Annotated in this window: 13 protein-coding genes; 8 read left to right on the forward strand and 5 right to left on the reverse strand. The window is 66.5% G+C overall.

Annotation, left to right across the window (positions count from 1 at the left end):
* Window positions 1-12 precede the first annotated feature (12 nt).
* Together AC1DVR_RS15655 and AC1DVR_RS15660 are read left to right on the forward strand one after the other, a co-directional pair.
* Window positions 13-1,212 carry an MFS transporter gene (locus tag AC1DVR_RS15655; protein WP_478001529.1) on the forward strand — a complete coding sequence of 400 codons (1,200 nt, stop codon included), beginning with the start codon at window positions 13-15 and terminating at the stop codon, window positions 1,210-1,212.
* Between the two features lie 12 nt (window positions 1,213-1,224).
* Entirely contained in the window at window positions 1,225-1,371 is a 147-nt protein-coding gene (locus AC1DVR_RS15660) for a hypothetical protein (protein WP_478001530.1), read from the forward strand.
* Between the two features lie 53 nt (window positions 1,372-1,424).
* Here AC1DVR_RS15660 and AC1DVR_RS15665 read toward each other — a convergent pair whose 3' ends face one another.
* Window positions 1,425-2,333: a LysR family transcriptional regulator gene (locus AC1DVR_RS15665; protein ID WP_478001531.1), complete on the reverse strand. Its 909-nt coding sequence runs from the start codon at window positions 2,331-2,333 to the stop codon at window positions 1,425-1,427.
* A gap of 151 nt (window positions 2,334-2,484) precedes the next feature.
* Here AC1DVR_RS15665 and AC1DVR_RS15670 point away from each other — a divergent pair, with 151 nt between their 5' ends.
* The 3 genes from AC1DVR_RS15670 (at window position 2,485) to AC1DVR_RS15680 (ending at window position 7,891) form a co-directional block, all read left to right on the forward strand.
* Window positions 2,485-3,342: an alpha/beta hydrolase fold domain-containing protein gene (locus tag AC1DVR_RS15670; RefSeq protein ID WP_478001532.1), complete on the forward strand. Its 858-nt coding sequence runs from the start codon at window positions 2,485-2,487 to the stop codon at window positions 3,340-3,342.
* Complete coding sequence (locus AC1DVR_RS15675) at window positions 3,339-4,526, forward strand: efflux RND transporter periplasmic adaptor subunit (protein WP_478001533.1); 1,188 nt, start codon at window positions 3,339-3,341, stop codon at window positions 4,524-4,526. The genes AC1DVR_RS15670 and AC1DVR_RS15675 overlap by 4 nt, the downstream gene beginning before the upstream one ends.
* 131 nt (window positions 4,527-4,657) lie before the next feature.
* Window positions 4,658-7,891: an efflux RND transporter permease subunit gene (locus AC1DVR_RS15680; RefSeq protein WP_478001534.1), complete on the forward strand. Its 3,234-nt coding sequence runs from the start codon at window positions 4,658-4,660 to the stop codon at window positions 7,889-7,891.
* A gap of 94 nt (window positions 7,892-7,985) precedes the next feature.
* Here the strand turns inward: AC1DVR_RS15680 and AC1DVR_RS15685 are convergent, their stop codons facing one another.
* A complete protein-coding gene (locus tag AC1DVR_RS15685) occupies window positions 7,986-8,477 on the reverse strand; it encodes a hypothetical protein (RefSeq protein WP_478001535.1) in 492 nt (163 codons plus the stop codon).
* Between the two features lie 406 nt (window positions 8,478-8,883).
* Here AC1DVR_RS15685 and AC1DVR_RS15690 point away from each other — a divergent pair, with 406 nt between their 5' ends.
* Together AC1DVR_RS15690 and AC1DVR_RS15695 are read left to right on the forward strand one after the other, a co-directional pair.
* A complete protein-coding gene (locus tag AC1DVR_RS15690; protein ID WP_478001536.1) occupies window positions 8,884-10,254 on the forward strand; it encodes an FAD-containing oxidoreductase in 1,371 nt (456 codons plus the stop codon).
* Between the two features lie 55 nt (window positions 10,255-10,309).
* The gene (locus AC1DVR_RS15695; protein WP_478001537.1) at window positions 10,310-12,583 is read left to right on the forward strand and encodes an FdhF/YdeP family oxidoreductase; all 2,274 of its coding nucleotides are present in this window, start codon (window positions 10,310-10,312) and stop codon (window positions 12,581-12,583) included.
* 34 nt (window positions 12,584-12,617) lie between these two features.
* On the opposite strand, the gene AC1DVR_RS15700 is transcribed toward AC1DVR_RS15695, so the two are convergent.
* Window positions 12,618-12,971 carry a cupin domain-containing protein gene (locus AC1DVR_RS15700; RefSeq protein ID WP_478001538.1) on the reverse strand — a complete coding sequence of 118 codons (354 nt, stop codon included), beginning with the start codon at window positions 12,969-12,971 and terminating at the stop codon, window positions 12,618-12,620.
* Window positions 12,972-13,123: 152 nt separating this feature from the next.
* On the opposite strand from AC1DVR_RS15700, the gene AC1DVR_RS15705 reads away from it, so the two are divergent.
* The gene (locus tag AC1DVR_RS15705) at window positions 13,124-13,699 is read left to right on the forward strand and encodes an N-acetyltransferase family protein (RefSeq protein WP_478001539.1); all 576 of its coding nucleotides are present in this window, start codon (window positions 13,124-13,126) and stop codon (window positions 13,697-13,699) included.
* On the opposite strand, the gene AC1DVR_RS15710 is transcribed toward AC1DVR_RS15705, so the two are convergent.
* Together AC1DVR_RS15710 and AC1DVR_RS15715 are read right to left on the reverse strand one after the other, a co-directional pair.
* Window positions 13,696-14,409 carry an alpha/beta fold hydrolase gene (locus AC1DVR_RS15710; protein WP_478001540.1) on the reverse strand — a complete coding sequence of 238 codons (714 nt, stop codon included), beginning with the start codon at window positions 14,407-14,409 and terminating at the stop codon, window positions 13,696-13,698. The genes AC1DVR_RS15705 and AC1DVR_RS15710 overlap by 4 nt on opposite strands.
* A gap of 220 nt (window positions 14,410-14,629) precedes the next feature.
* On the reverse strand, window positions 14,630-15,274 hold the full coding sequence (locus tag AC1DVR_RS15715) for a helix-turn-helix domain-containing protein (protein ID WP_478001541.1): 645 nt from the start codon (window positions 15,272-15,274) through the stop codon (window positions 14,630-14,632).
* Window positions 15,275-15,307 lie beyond the last annotated feature (33 nt).

The following is a 15,307-nucleotide window of genomic DNA, read 5'->3' on the forward strand; positions in this document are numbered from 1 at the left end:
ATCGGACATCCCATGGCCCTGATCGACCCGCGGTACCGCGTCCTGTTCTTTGCCATGTTTGGCATCTTCACCATTTTCGGCACCTTCGTGACCATCTTCGGGGCCACCCTGCCCAAGATCCTGTCCGGCTTCGGATGGAGCTATTTTACCGCGGGCCTCGTGCTTGCCGCGGGGTCGGTCGCCTATTTCACCGCCACCTTCCTCGCGGGCCCGCTGGTCAAACACTGGGGCGCCAAGGCGGCGATCCTGCTCGGCCTCGGCTGTGCGGCGGTCGGGATGCTGTTCTTCGCGGCCACGGCGGGCCCTTTGACCAACCTCCTGCTCAGCGGGTTGATCGGCCTCGGCCAGGGGTTTCTCGAGGTCGGGGCGAACTGGGCCACGCTGCGGATGGACACCGAGGGCAAGGGCCGCACGATGAACATGATGCACAGCGCCTTTGCGATCGGCGCCATCCTGGGGCCCGTGGCCGTGGGTCTGCTGCTGAAAGCCGGGCTGGACTGGATCACGGTCTACCGGGGCATCGCGGCCATTCTGGCGGGGATGATCCTTTTGACCCTACCGCTGCAGCTGCGCCTTGGCCAGACGAAGGAGCCAGCCGCCCCGCTGCGGGGCGCAGGCCGCGACCCGGCCTATTGGATTTCCTTCCTGGCGCTGTTCTGCTTTGTCGGCGTCGAGCTGGGCCTGAGCGGCTGGCTCGCCGAATACTTCGTGCAGGTCTTCGCCTATCAGCCGGGCGAAAGCGCCTTTCTGGTCTCGCTGTTCTGGGCGGGGGTTCTGGCGGGTCGCCTTGGCGTGCCGCTTCTGTACCACGGCCCGCATCAGGGGGCGATGCTGGTGGGGCTCGCGGCTCTGGCCACGCTGTCCACGGCGGCGCTTTGCCTTCTGGGCTTTGCCCCAGTCACGTCCGGCACTGCGACCCTTGGCCTCGGGCTGGTGTTCCTCGCAGGCCTTGGCTGTTCGATCTACTACCCCGCGATCATCTCGCTTCTGGGCAAGCGGTTCCCGCTGGCGCAAAGCCAGGCCATCGCCTTTGCGGCCACCGGCGGTGGGGTCGGCGCTTTCGTGTTCCCGTTCGTGATGTCCGCCTTGGCGCAAGGCTGGGGCCTGCGCACCGGCTTTGCGGCCTATGCCGTGGTCGCAGCCTGCATGACCCTCGCCGCTTTGGCCCTTCTGGCCTCTGACCCGGCGCGCCGCAGCAACCGACCGATGTGACGGAGACTGACCATGACCGAACGGATCCTGTGCTTTGGCGACAGCCAGACATGGGGCTGGAAGCCCAACCTCGACGGCATCCATTTTTCCGAAGCCAACACCTGCGATCTGGCCAAGGCCCTGGCGGCGTTTCTGCGCCAAGAGCCGTGCCCTCAGTGACGGGTCGGGGCGCACCTTCTTGCCCAACACTGCGCCTAACCGGGCCGTGGCCTTCAGCCGTTCAGCGGCGTTTCGGCCAGAAGGCGGACCAGCCAGTCCACAAAGACCCGGACCTTGTTGCTCAAGTGCCGGTTCGGCGGGTAGACGATGTAAAGCGGGATCGGCTCCAGCGCCCAGTCTGTCAGCAAGGGCAGCAATGCGCCGCTGCGCAGGTGCTCGGCCGCCATGAAGCGCGGCATGGTTGCGACGCCGAGGCCGGCGAGGGTGGCCGTCACATAGCTGCGCGCGTCGTTGACCGCGACGACATAGCGGGCGTTCACCTCGATGGTTTCACCGTCCCTTGCGAAGCTGATCGGCTGGCTGCGGTAGCTGCGGGCCATGAAATAGTTCACGCAGTGATGCTGCGGTTCCAGTTCGGAGGGATGGGTCGGTGTGCCGAACTGCGCCAGATAATCCGGCGTGGCGCAGGCGATCATGGAAATTTCGGCCACCCGTCGCGCGATCAGCGACTGGTCGCCCGGCGGCCCACCGCGCAGCGCGCAGTCGACGTTCTCGGCCAGATAGTCGACCGTGCGGTCGCCCACGCCGAGATCAATATGGATATCGGGGTATTTCCGGTTGAAATCCTTCAGCGCCGGGATCACCAGCCAGTCGGCAAAGGCGCCCGCCATCTCGACCCGCAGCCTGCCGCTGGGGCTCGCCTGCGAGTTTGACAGCGAGCCGTCGAGCTCGTCGATCTCGGCCACGATCTGCAGCGCGCGTTCATAGTAAAGCGCGCCGTCGGTGGTCACGATCACCCGCCGCGTGGTGCGGTTCAGAAGCTTGGTCTGCAGATGCGCCTCGAGATTCTGGATCAGGTTGGTCACCGTGGCCTTGGGCGTGCCCAGCGCCTCCGAGGCCTTGGTGAAGTTCCCCGTCTCGACGACGCGGATGAAGGCCCGCATGGCAGAAAGCTGGTCCAACCGGAACCTCCCGGCGCACATGGCACCATTGTTCGAAATTTCGGATAGTGTAGTCAAAATTACCGGGCTTATTCAAGACAGCGAATAACGCTAAATGCTGCACATGCGAGAGGCGGAAGACCGCCGATCATCTGCAAGGAAAGAGCCTCCGATGACCGTCGCCGTGCAGGACATGCTGTTGGAAAACCTGGCCGTCGGGCCGGTTTCGGCGCGCGTCTATCAGGGCGCGGACTGCACCAGCGGCCCGCCGGTGCTGTTGTACTTCGGCAGCGGCGCCTTCCTGCACTCCGAGCTGACCGAATGCCCGGTCGCCCGGGCGCTAGCCGAAACCGGGGCCATCGTGGTCGTGCCGGACTACAACGCGCCGCTTGGCGGGATCTTCCCCAAGCCGCTGGACGTGGGCTTTGCGATTTTCTCCTATCTCGCCAAGAAGCGGACCGGCCTCGGCAACCGCAAATCCCTGCTGCTCATCGGCGGCGCGGAGGCTGGCGGCAATATCGCAGCCGCCATCGCCTTCAAGGCGCGCGACCATTTTGCCAACGAATTGGACGGTCAGGTGCTGCTCTCGCCGCTTCTGGACCCGTTCATGGGCTCGGCCTCGTTCCGCAACGCCGATGCCGTGGGCATGCGGCAACGCTGGGCCGAGGGCTGGAGCCATTACCTCAGCGGCGGTGTCTGCCACCCCTATGCCGCGCCCTGCACCTGCTCGCGTCTGGCAGGCGTGGCCCCGGCGCTGGTGCTGACCGCGATGGATGATCCGCTGCTTGACGAGGCAAAAGGCTATGCCGAGCGACTGAAAAATGCCGGGATCGCGGTTCACCAGCATGTTCTTCCCGCCGGAACCGGGTGGCCCTCTGTCTATGGCGGGATTTCCGGGGTTCCATCGCAGTGGCAACAGACCGTCTGCGACCAGTTTTCAGAATTCGTCCGCACGGTCAGCCTCACCCGGCTGGCATCGGACAAAACGACCATACGCGGCGCCCACAAGCTGCAAGGAGAGAAATTATGACCACGAAGCGCACAGGCTGGACCCTGACGGCCGTTGGCCTTGGACTGGCAGCCTCGGTTGCCGCAGCCGCCCTTTTTCTGGAAATGCCCCTGTCCACCCGGGCCGTGGCTTCGACCACGCCCGCCGAAGCGCCCGCCACACCGGTGACCGTGACGGTCATCAAAAGCCGTGACATCGACACCTGGCAGGACTTCTCCGGCCGGCTTGAGGCGGTGGACCGGGTGCAGATCCGCTCGCGCGTGGCCGGGGCGATCCAGTCGGTCGATTTCCGCGAAGGAGCGCTTGTCAAGGCCGGCGATCTTCTGTTCACCATCGACCCCGCGCCTTACGAGGCCGCGGTGGCGCAAAGCCAGGGCCTTCTGGCCTCGGCCATGGCGCGGGCCAACCTCGCCCAGATCGAATGGGAACGCGGCAAGCGCCTGGCGCCCAATTCGGCCATTTCGCAAAGTGATCTGGACCAGCGCCAGAATGCGCTGAGCGAGGCGCAGGCCGGGGTGCAGACCGCCCAGGCCGCCCTGCACGCCGCCGAACTGGAGCTGGATTACACCAAAGTGCGCGCCCCTGTGTCGGGCCGCGCCGGCAAGGTGGAGGTCACGGTGGGCAATCTCGTCGCCGGCGGCTCAACCTCGTCCGAGCTGACCACGCTGGTCTCGGTCGACCCGATCTATGCCAGCTTCAACGTCGCCGAAGAGGTCGTGGGCAAGGCGCTGGCCGCCCTGCCGGCCTCTGGCGCCGCGGTGCCGCCGATCGAGGAAATCCCGGTCGAGATCGGCACCCTGGCCGATGAGGGCACGCCCATTCAGGGCAAGCTGCAGCTGATCGGCAATGAGGTCGATGCCGCCAGCGGCACCATCGACGTGCGGGCGGTCTTCGACAATCCCGGCGGCCGCCTGATCCCGGGCCAGTTCGTGCGGATCCGGATGGGCGAACCCAAGGCCGAGGCGCGCATCCTGATCAGCGAAAAGGCCATCGGCACCGATCAGGACAAGAAATTCGTCTTCGTCGTCGATGCCGATAACAAGGTCACCTACCGTCCGGTCACCCTCGGCCAAAACGTCGAAGGCGCGCGGATCGTCGAAAGCGGCCTTTCGGACGGCGACCGCGTGGTCGTCAGCGGCTTGCAACGCATCCGGCCCGGCGCCGTGGTCGCGCCGCAGGTCGAAGAGGTCGTGGCCAAGAACTGACAAGACCCCTGCCCCGCGCCCAAAGGCGCCGGGCAGATCCTGGGTCCCCCTACCCCAAGACCCTCATCGGCGGCACCTGCCCCGCCGAGCAGAGCAAATTTTACCAATTTCATGCCGGAGAGGGCTTTGAAATGAATCTGTCCAGATTTTTCGTTGACCGCCCGGTCTTTGCCGGCGTCCTGTCGATCCTCATCGTGGTGGCCGGCCTGATCGGCATGCGCTCCTTGCCGATCTCGGAATATCCCGAGGTGGTGCCGCCCTCCATCGTCGTGCGCGCCATCTACCCCGGCGCCAACCCGGTGGTGATCAGCGAAACCGTGGCCACCCCCCTGGAAGAGCAGATCAACGGCGTTGAGAACATGCTCTACATGAACAGCCAGGCGACCTCGGATGGCGTTTTGACGCTGACGGTCACCTTCAAGCTGGGCACCGACCCCGACAAGGCGCAGCAGCTGGTGCAGAACCGCGTGGCGCAAGCCGAACCGCGCCTGCCCGCCGAAGTGCGCGCCCTGGGCGTGACCACGGTCAAAAGCTCGCCCAACTTCATCATGGTGGTGAACCTCGTCTCGGACAGCGACCGCTATGACATCACCTATCTGCGCAACTACGCGACCTTGAACATCAAGGACCGGCTGGCACGCATTCAGGGCGTGGGCCAGGTCCAGGTCTTTGGCGCGGGCGATTATGCGATGCGCGTCTGGATCGACCCGCAGAAGGCCGCAGCCCATGGCCTCGCCGCCAGCGACATCACCAACGCCATCCGCGCGCAGAACGTGCAGGCCGCCGCCGGGATCATCGGCGCCTCGCCCGACCCCAAGGGCGTCGATCTGCAGCTGAACGTCAACGCGCAAGGCCGCCTGCACACGCCCGAGGAGTTTGGCGAGATCATCGTCAAGACCGGCGCCGAAGGCGAGATCACCCGCCTGAAGGACGTCGCCCGGATCGAGCTTGGCGCCGCCGACTACACCCTGCGCTCGCTCCTGGACGGCAAGCCCGCGGTGGCGGTGGCCGTCTTGCAGGCGCCGGGGTCGAACGCGATCCAGATCGCCGATCAGGTCCATGGTGCGATGGACGAGCTGCAACTGGCCATGCCCGAGGGCGTGCGCTACGAGATCGTCTATGACACCACCAAATTCGTGCGCGCCTCGATCGAAAAGGTCGTCGACACGCTGTTGGAGGCCGTGGCGCTGGTGGTCCTTGTGGTCATCATCTTCCTGCAAACCTGGCGCGCCTCGATCATCCCCCTGATCGCCGTGCCGGTCTCGATCATCGGGACCTTCGGGGTGATGTATGCCTTTGGCTTCTCGATCAACGCGCTGACGCTGTTCGGCCTGGTGCTGGCCATCGGCATCGTGGTCGATGACGCCATCGTCGTGGTCGAAAACGTCGAGCGCAACATTGAAAACGGCCTGAGCCCGCGTGAGGCGACCTACCGCGCCATGCGCGAGGTCTCCGGCCCGATCATCGCCATCGCGCTGGTGCTGGTCGCGGTTTTCGTGCCTCTGGCCTTCATCACCGGGCTGTCGGGCCAGTTCTACCGGCAGTTCGCCCTGACCATCGCCATCTCCACCGTGATCTCGGCAATCAACTCGCTGACCCTGTCGCCGGCGCTGGCCGCCCTGCTGCTCAAGGGCCACCACGCGAAGAAGGACTGGTTGACGCGCGGGATGGATTTCCTGTTCGGCTGGTTCTTCCGCGGCTTCAACCGGATGTTCGGCGCCGGGTCCCGGGTCTATGGCAAGGGCGTCGGCGGCCTCGTGTCGCGCAAGAGCGTCGTGATGGGCGTCTATCTGGCCCTCGCCTTCGGCACCTATTCGATGTTCAACCTGATCCCCGGCGGCTTTGTGCCCGCGCAGGACAAGCAATACCTGATCGGCTTTGCCCAACTGCCCGATGGCGCGACGCTCGACCGCACCGAAGACGTCATCAAGCGGATGAGCGCCATTGCGCTGGAACAGCCGGGGGTCGAGCATGCCATCGCCTTCCCGGGCCTGTCGATCAACGGCTTCACCATCGGCTCGAACTCCGGCATCGTCTTTGCCGTGCTGGATGATTTCGACAAGCGCACGACGCCGGAGCTTTCAGGCGGCGCGATTGCGATGCAGCTGAACCAGAAGTTCGCCGGCATCCAGGACGCGTTCATCGCGATGTTCCCGCCGCCGCCGGTCAACGGCCTCGGCTCCACCGGCGGCTTCAAGCTGCAGATCGAGGACCGCGCCGGCCTGGGCTATCAGGCGCTGGACGAGGCGACCAAGGCCTTCCTCGGCCAGGCCTATCAGACGCCGGAGCTGGCGGGCCTCTTCTCCAGCTTCCAGATCAACGTGCCGCAGCTTTATGCCGACCTTGACCGCGCCAAGGCCCAGCAACTGGGTGTGGCCGTGACGGATGTCTTCGAGACGCTGCAGATCTACCTCGGCTCGCTTTACGTCAACGACTTCAACGCCTTTGGCCGCACCTATTCGGTCCGCGTTCAGGCAGACGCCGCCTTCCGCGCCAAACCCGAGGATATCGGCCAGCTGAAGGTCCGCTCCGCCTCGGGCGCGATGATCCCGCTGTCGGCTTTGCTGAAGGTGGATGCCGCTTCGGGGCCGGAGCGTACCACGCGCTACAACGGCTTCCTTGCCGCCGACATCAACGGAGGCCCGGCGCCGGGCTTCTCTTCGGGTCAGGCGCAGGCGGCGGTGGAAAAGATCGCGGCGGAAACCCTGCCGCAAGGCATCAAGTTCGAATGGACCGACCTGACCTATCAGCAGATCCTCGCCGGCAATTCCAGCATCGTGGTCTTCCCGCTGGCGCTTCTGCTCGTCTACCTCGTGCTCGCCGCGCAATACGAAAGCCTGACCCTGCCCATCGCCATCATCATGATCGTGCCGATGGGGGTGCTGGCCGCGCTGATCGGCATCTGGCTGACCGGGGGCGACAACAACATCTTCACCCAGATCGGGCTGATGGTGCTGGTGGGCCTATCGGCCAAGAACGCGATCCTGATCGTCGAATTTGCCCGCGAGCTGGAGTTTGAAGGCCGAACGCCGATCCAGGCTGCGATCGAGGCCAGCCGCCTGCGTCTGCGCCCGATCCTGATGACCTCGATGGCCTTCATCATGGGCGTGGTGCCGCTGGTGATCTCCACCGGGGCGGGGGCGGAAATGCGCAAGGCCATGGGCGTTGCGGTGTTTTCGGGGATGATCGGGGTGACGTTCTTCGGCATCTTCATGACCCCGGTTTTCTACGTCCTTCTGCGCCGGATGGTGGGCAACCGCCCGCTGGTGCAGCACGGCGAGCCAACCTTCCACGCCGCACCGGTAGCGGCGCCGCAAGCGGCCCCGGAACCCGCACCAGAGCCGGCCCGCCTCGCCGCGGAATAAGGCTGTCGCCGCAGTTTTCCGCCCCCGCCCCTGATCCCCAGGGGCGGGGGTTTTCTTTTGCAAGGGCCAGCCACGGGGCCCGGTCAGGCGAAGCTCACAGCACCAGTTGCCGCGCCCCGCGCAGGCCAAGATAGCCCAGCGCGACACACCCCACCAAAGCCACCGCCTGCGCCACGACAAAGGCCGGTTCGCTTCCCGTCGGGGCCAGATCATGCAGAACGCCAATCTTGAGGAAGGATTGCACCACCAGCACAAAGATATTGAGGTAAAGCGCGAAGGTCGCCGTCAGCATATAGACGCTGCGCCAGCCGCCCCTGCCGCCATAGCGATAAAGGGCTAGGACCGCGACGGCCAGCACGACCAGCGACAGGCCCCCGACGGCGAGGGCCGGGGTGAAGCCCTGGATCGGGAACATGAAGCCGGTCACGCTGGTCAATATGGTCGCCACCAGGAAAGCGGCATTCCATCCCCTGAGAAATGCCCCCCGGATCGCCGCAAGAAGCCAGACCAGACCGGCCACAATGCCGATCAAGCTGATCACGACATGCAAAAGCGTAAAGGCAGCAAGCGAAAGGCCAAGCATCATGCGCAGATCCTCCTCTGGATGGAATCGTGACGTCGTGTCGCAAATCCTGAAGACTCCGTTCTAAGTCGCAAAGCCGTTTCGCACCAAGCCCGCAGGCCGCGTGGCAAGGGGCTGAGGCATCTGCGGGTGCCCGCCCTGACCCGTTTCCGGCCCTGTCGCCCCAAAAAGCGGCGGCGGCGGTGACAAGACCAGTGCGCCTCCTGCGCGGGTCTGCGCCCCAATAACACCAAGGTATGTGACCCCGGCCCGCCTTACCAATTGCTCCCCGGCGGTTTCGGATTGATGCTGGCTTGGGGGATCTGCGCCTGCCGCTCCCGTCTCCGATCAAAGGACGCATCATGCCGAGCCTTCCAAGCAAGCCCACCGGACCGGTCACGAACCGGCGCGCCAATCGCGTGGTGACAGCGTGAGCCGCGCCTTTGACGCAATCATCGTGGGCGCCGGGCAGGCCGGACCGGCGCTGGCCGGGCGGTTGACGGCGGCAGGCCAGAAGGTCGCCATGATCGAGCGGCAGCTGGTCGGCGGCACCTGTGTCAACACCGGCTGCATGCCGACCAAGGCCCTTGTGGCCAGCGCCCATGCCGCGCATCTGGCCCGCCGCGCCGGGGATTTCGGGGTGCGGATCGACGGCGACATCAGGGTCGAGATGGCAAAGGTCGCGGCCCGGGCCGGGCAAGTGACCCTGAACGCTCGCGCCGGGCTGGAAAGCTGGCTGGGGCAGATGGCTGGGCTGACCCTGATCCGCGGCCATGCCCGCTTTATCGCCCCCGGCCAGCTGCAGGTGGGGGAGGAGGTCCTCACCGCCCCCCGCATCTTCCTCAACACCGGCGGTCGCGCCTCGGTGCCCGACATGCCGGGCGTCTCCGATGTGCCTTTCCTGACCAACAGCACCATCGTCGGCCTCGACCATCTGCCCGAACACCTCATCATCATCGGCGGCAGCTACATCGGGCTGGAGTTCGCGCAGATGTACCGCCGCTTCGGCGCCGCCGTCACCGTGGTCGAACGCAATGCCCGCCTGATCCCGCGCGAAGACCCCGACATCTCCGACGCGATCCACGACATCCTGAAAGCCGAGGGCATCACGATCCGCACCAGCGCCGACTGCATCCGGCTTGTGCCGCAGGCCAGCGGAGTGGCGGTCGGCGTCAACTGCGCCGCGGGCGAACCCCTGATCACCGGCAGCCATATCCTGCTGGCGGTGGGGCGGCGGCCCAATACCGATGACCTTGGGTTGGACCGCGCCGGGATCGCCACCGATGCGCGCGGCTACATCACGGTGGACGAGGGCCTTGCGACCTCGGCCCCCGGGGTCTGGGCGCTGGGCGATTGCAACGGGCGCGGCGCTTTCACCCATACCGCCTGGAACGATTACGAGATTGTTGCGGCCAACCTGCTGGACGGAGCTGCCCGCCGTGTCAGCGACCGGATCACCGGCTACGCCCTTTTCATCGACCCGCCCCTGGGCCGCGTCGGCCTGACCGAGACCGAGGCGCGCAAGTCAGGCCGCCCGGTCCTCGTCTCCAAACGCCCGATGACCCGCGTTGGCCGCGCGGTGGAAAAGGGCGAGACGCAGGGCTTCATGAAGATCGTGGCCGACCCCGAAACCCGCCGCATCCTCGGCGCCGCCATCCTCGGCACCGGCGGAGACGAGGCGATCCACGGCATCATCGACATGATGCATGCCGGCCAAAGCTTCGACTCGCTGCAATGGGCCGTGCCGATCCACCCCACGGTATCAGAGCTGATCCCGACCCTGATCGGCGATCTGCGATGAGGCCCCACCCACCCAAGGCCGCCCCGGGCCAGACCGCCAAAAAACGGAGACGAAAATGAAAAAGCCGATCCCCGGTATCGAGAGCTACTCCAACCCGGCCGGCGGCTGGGGTGCCCTGCTGGCGACGGCCAAGGCGGTGCGCAGCCAGATGGATGCCTCAGATGCGGCGGTGACCTTGCTGCGCACCAACAAGCCCAGCGGCTTTGACTGCCCCGGCTGCGCCTGGCCCGACAAGGAACACACCTCGACCTTCCAGTTCTGCGAGAATGGCGCCAAGGCCGTGACCTGGGAGGCGACCAAGCGTCGCGTCCCGCCCGAATTCTTCGCCGCCCATTCCGTCAGCGACCTTCTGGGCTGGACCGACCACGCGCTGGAGGGCGAGGGCCGCATCACCCATCCGATGCGCTATGACCGCGCGAGTGACCGCTATCTCCCGATCTCCTGGGACGAGGCTTTCGCCCTGATCGGCCGCGTCCTGCAAGCCCAGTCCAGCCCCGACGCGGTGGAGTTCTACACCTCGGGCCGCGCCTCAAACGAGGCGGCCTTCCTGTTCCAGATCTTCGCCCGCGCTTACGGCACCAACAACTTCCCCGACTGTTCCAACATGTGTCACGAGGCGACCAGCGTCGGCCTGCCCAAATCCATCGGCATCGGCAAGGGCACCGTGTCGCTGAAGGATTTCGACGATTGCGAGATGATCCTGTCGATGGGCCACAACCCCGGCACCAACCATCCCCGCATGATGGGCACGCTGCATGAAGTGGCCCGGCGCGGCGTGCCGATCGTCGTTTTCAACCCCCTGCGCGAACGCGCGCTGGAACGCTTCGCCGACCCGCAGGACCCGATCGAGATGGCGACGCTGGGGGCGACGCATATCGCCTCCTGCTATCTTCAGGTCAAGGTCGGCGGCGACGCGGCGGCGCTCAAGGGCATCATGAAAGGCGTGCTGGAGATTGAAGCCGCGGAGGGTGGCGCGCTCGACCACGACTTCATCGCCCGGCACACCCATGGGTTCGAGGCGCTGCAGGCCGATCTGGAGGCCACCCCGTGGTCGGCCATCGAAGCGGCCAGCGGCCTGACCGCGGAAGCCCTGCGCAAGGTCGCCCTGGCCTATGCCAGGTCCAATGCGACGATCATCACCTATGGCATGGGTCTGACCCAGCACAGGACTGGCACGGCCAATGTCCAGCAGATGGCCAACCTTCTGTTGCTGCGCGGCAATATTGGCAAGAAGGGCGCCGGGATCTGCCCCCTGCGCGGCCATTCCAATGTGCAGGGCGACCGCACGGTGGGCATCACCGAGAAGCCCACCCCCGCGATGCTGCAGCGGATCGAGGCCGCCTTCGGCTTCACCCCGCCTGCCGCCCACGGCCATGACGCTGTGGCCGCCGTCAAGGCCATCGTCGCGGGCAGCGCCAAGGTGCTGATCTCGCTCGGCGGCAACCTTATCGTGGCGATGCCCGACCGCGACCAGACCTATCGGGCGATGGCGGGGCTCGATCTGACGGTGTCGATTGCGACCAAGCTCAACCGCTCGCATCTTCTGGTGGGCAAAGAGGCGCTGATCCTGCCCTGCCTTGGCCGCACCGAGGAGGATCTGCAAAACGGCGTCCCGCAGGCGATCACGGTGGAGGATTCGATGTCGATGGTCCATGCCTCGCGCGGGAAACTGCCGCCGGCCTCGGACCAGCTGCGTTCGGAACCCGCGATTGTTGCTGGCATGGCCATGGCGACGCTGCCGGGCATGGCCATCGATTGGGCCGGGATGGTGGCCGACTACGACCGGATCCGCGACAAGATCGAGGATGTCTTCCCCGAGTTCCAGGATTTCAACATCCGCATCCGGGTGCCCGGCGGCTTCCGCCTGCCCCTGCCGCCGACCGAAAGGGTCTGGAAGACCGCCTCGGGCAAGGCCGAATTCCTGCTGTTCGACGGCGTGAACGAGGACCCGGTGGAACAGGACCCCGCCATCCTGCGCCTGACCACCCTGCGCAGCCATGACCAGTACAACACCACGATCTACGGTCTGGACGACCGCTACCGCGGGGTTTTTGGCCGCCGCGACGTGATCTTCATGAACAAGGCCGATCTGGCCGCCCTGGGGATCGAGGCCGGCGACAAGGTCGATGTTGAAACCGTCTGGACTGATGGCCAGACCCGACGCCTCAGCGGCTTTACCGCGATCGAATATGCCATCGCCGCAGGTTCGGTCGGCGCCTATTACCCCGAGGCGAACGGGCTGGTGCCCTTGGGCCACCACGACCCCGAAAGCGGCACACCATCGTACAAATCGGTGCCGGTCCGGATCCGCGCCCTGAAGGGCGGTTAAGGAAAGGGGCCTGCGATTCGCAGGCCCCCGCCCGTCATTTGAGCTTGATGCAGAAGTGCTTCCTGACCGGCGCCTCGATGGTCCAGGTGCCGGAAAAGCCCGGCTCGACCACGAAAGCATCGCCCGGGCGCAGGGTGACAGCAGGGGCGCCATCGGGGGTGATGGTGATCTGGCCTTCGATCAGGTGGACGAATTCGTAGAACTTGTAGACCGCGTGCCAGGTGCCCAGGGTCGCCTCCCAGGTGCCGCTGATCACGCTGCCGTCGATCGAGGTGTGCTGCACCCAGGTCTTCATCGTCGGGTTGCCCGCGACCTTGGTCCAGCCGTCAAGATCGGTCAGCAGGGGCTCGGGCCCCGGCGCGGGAAAGCGGAAAACCATATCGCTCATGTCAATCCTTCCAAGGGTTCGCTTGCGTCAGCCCTCGTCGTAGGACCAAGGCGCCGGCCTGACAAGAGAGGTTGAGGCGGGCCGCCTTGCCAGGTGATTGCGGCCCGCGCCGGATTATGCAGGATGCGGGCAAAACCGTGGAAGGGAAGACCATGCTCATCCGGAAGGCTAAAGCATCGGACGCGCCGCATCTGGCGCGCTTCATCAACATGGCGGCCGATGACCTGCCGCTGCATTTCTGGCGAAAGGCGGTCGGACCCGGCGGCGACCCTTGGGCCTACGGCCAGGAACGCGCCGCGCGGGCGACGGGCAGCTTCTCCTACGCCAACGCCTGGCTGGCCGAGGTCGAGGGCGCGGTGGCGGCCTGCCTCCTCGGCTATCCGGCCGACGAAACCCCCGCGCCCATCGCCCCCGACACAACGCCGATCTTCGTCCCCCTGCTGGAGCTGGAGGCCCTGGCGCCGGGCTCGTGGTATCTCAACGTGCTGGCCACCTATCCGCCGTTTCGCGGCGAGGGTCTGGGCAGTGCCCTGCTGGCCCGGGCCGAAACCGTGGCGCGCGGCCTCGGCCATGCGACGATCAGCCTGATCGCGGCCGACACCCACCCCGAGGCCCTGCGCCTTTACACCGCCAAAGGCTTCCGCGAGGTCGCACGCCGCGCCGTCGTCAAGGAGGACTGGCAGGTCGCGGCGCGCGAATGGGTCCTGTTCGTGAAACCGCTCGCCTAGGGCTGCTGCGCCGTGACATGGGCCACGGCCTCTTCGATCACGGCGGCCACCGCGTCGGGATGCGAGATCAGCGACATGTGGCTCGCCTCCAGCTCGGTCGTGCGGGCGGCGAGCTGCTGGCTCAGGGCGTGCTGCAGCTCCACGCTGACGGCGCGGTCGTTGCGCGACAGGACGTACCAGTTGGGCCGCGCCTTCCAGGCCGCCTGGGTCACCTTGTCGCCGAAGGTCGAGGCGCCCAGCGGAGTCTGGATCGCGGCCAGTACCTTGGCATCGGCCTCGGGCAGGTCTTGCGCCACATTGGCGACCCAGCTTTCCGCGCTCATCCAGTAGCGCCCGGCGGCATCCTGCGACACCCCGCCAAGCCCGGGCGGGGCCGGATGCGCCCCCACCTGATCGCCGGTGGACTGGCCCACATCGGGGGCGAAGGCCGCGACATAGACCAGCGCCGCGACCTTGGGGTGATTGCCCGCCTCGGTGATGACGGTGCCGCCCCAGCTGTGCCCGGCCAGCACGACGGGTCCGCTGACCTTGTCCAGGATCAGCCGCGTCGCCTCGGCATCGTCGGCCAGGGTCGTGGTCGGGTTCTGCACCGCGATCACCGCGATGCCCTTGGCCTGCAGGCGCCGGATCACGCCACTCCAGCCCGAGGCATCGCCCCAGGCGCCATGGACCAGAACGACAGTGGCCGGGGTTTTCGGTTGATCAGTCATGCGGCAGTCTCCTTATTGTCAGGACGCGCCTGCAGGGCAGGCCGTCGGGTCACTGGAATTTCTGCCGGGGCGCCCAAGGGGCCCTGCGGCAGCGGCGCGGGGCACCATGCCCGGGCCGGAACGAAAGGCTGTGAACAGCACCTCGCAAAAGCTAGCGCCGGAACCCCACCCGGTCTTTCACGATCATGTCCGGCCTTGTGGAATTGCGATGCCATCGCCCTCATGCCGAGATCCGCTCCGGCCCGGTCGCCCGGCTCTCCTGCATCGCGCGGCGCCAGGCATGCGGGGTGTCATTGAGGAACTGGCGGAACAGCCGCGTCAGATGCGCCTGATCGGTCAACCCGACCTCGACCGCGATCTGGCTGATCCCCGCCGTCGTCGTCAGAAGCAGATGCTGCGCCCGCAAAAGCCGCCTGCGGATCACGAAGCGGTGCGGGGTCTCGCCGAAACTGACCTTGAAAGCGCGGGAGAAATGCCCCGGCCGCAGACCCACGGCCAGGGCCAGCGCCGCCACCGCGATGCGCGCGGCCAGATGCGCTTCGACATGGGCCACGATCCGGCGCATCTGCCAGGCGGCCAGACCGCCGCGCTGCGGGGCGGCGGTCTGCGGCACGGCGGCGGTTTGCGGCCCGCGCTCCGCCGCCGTGCCGCGCAGGGCCAGGATCACGGCGACGACCTCGTCCAGACGGCGGCGCGCGGCGGGGATATCGCTGTCCAGCGCGGATTGCGCCTCTGCGATCAGGGCGAGGATCCTCGCGCAGGGCGGTGTCGCCTCGCCCGCGGCCGTCCAGAGCGTCCCGCCCTGCGGCAAGGGCGCCGCCGCGGCGGAGCTGGCTCGGTCGTTCCCTTCGGTCCGCAGCGTCACGAGGCCCTCCTTTTCGCGACGCAGAGTTAGCTT

The sequence above is a fragment of the Rhodobacter sp. P2_H5 genome (assembly GCF_056403335.1).

Coding starts and splice junctions, on each gene's coding strand:
- AC1DVR_RS15675 (WP_478001533.1), top strand. CDS start 3,339: ATGACCACGAAGCGCACAGGCTGGACCCTGACGGCCGTTGGCCTTGGA.
- AC1DVR_RS15670 (WP_478001532.1), top strand. CDS start 2,485: ATGACCGTCGCCGTGCAGGACATGCTGTTGGAAAACCTGGCCGTCGGG.
- AC1DVR_RS15685 (WP_478001535.1), bottom strand. CDS start 8,477: ATGATGCTTGGCCTTTCGCTTGCTGCCTTTACGCTTTTGCATGTCGTG.
- AC1DVR_RS15700 (WP_478001538.1), bottom strand. CDS start 12,971: ATGAGCGATATGGTTTTCCGCTTTCCCGCGCCGGGGCCCGAGCCCCTG.
- AC1DVR_RS15710 (WP_478001540.1), bottom strand. CDS start 14,409: ATGACTGATCAACCGAAAACCCCGGCCACTGTCGTTCTGGTCCATGGC.
- AC1DVR_RS15660 (WP_478001530.1), top strand. CDS start 1,225: ATGACCGAACGGATCCTGTGCTTTGGCGACAGCCAGACATGGGGCTGG.
- AC1DVR_RS15680 (WP_478001534.1), top strand. CDS start 4,658: ATGAATCTGTCCAGATTTTTCGTTGACCGCCCGGTCTTTGCCGGCGTC.
- AC1DVR_RS15655 (WP_478001529.1), top strand. CDS start 13: ATGGCCCTGATCGACCCGCGGTACCGCGTCCTGTTCTTTGCCATGTTT.
- AC1DVR_RS15705 (WP_478001539.1), top strand. CDS start 13,124: ATGCTCATCCGGAAGGCTAAAGCATCGGACGCGCCGCATCTGGCGCGC.
- AC1DVR_RS15695 (WP_478001537.1), top strand. CDS start 10,310: ATGAAAAAGCCGATCCCCGGTATCGAGAGCTACTCCAACCCGGCCGGC.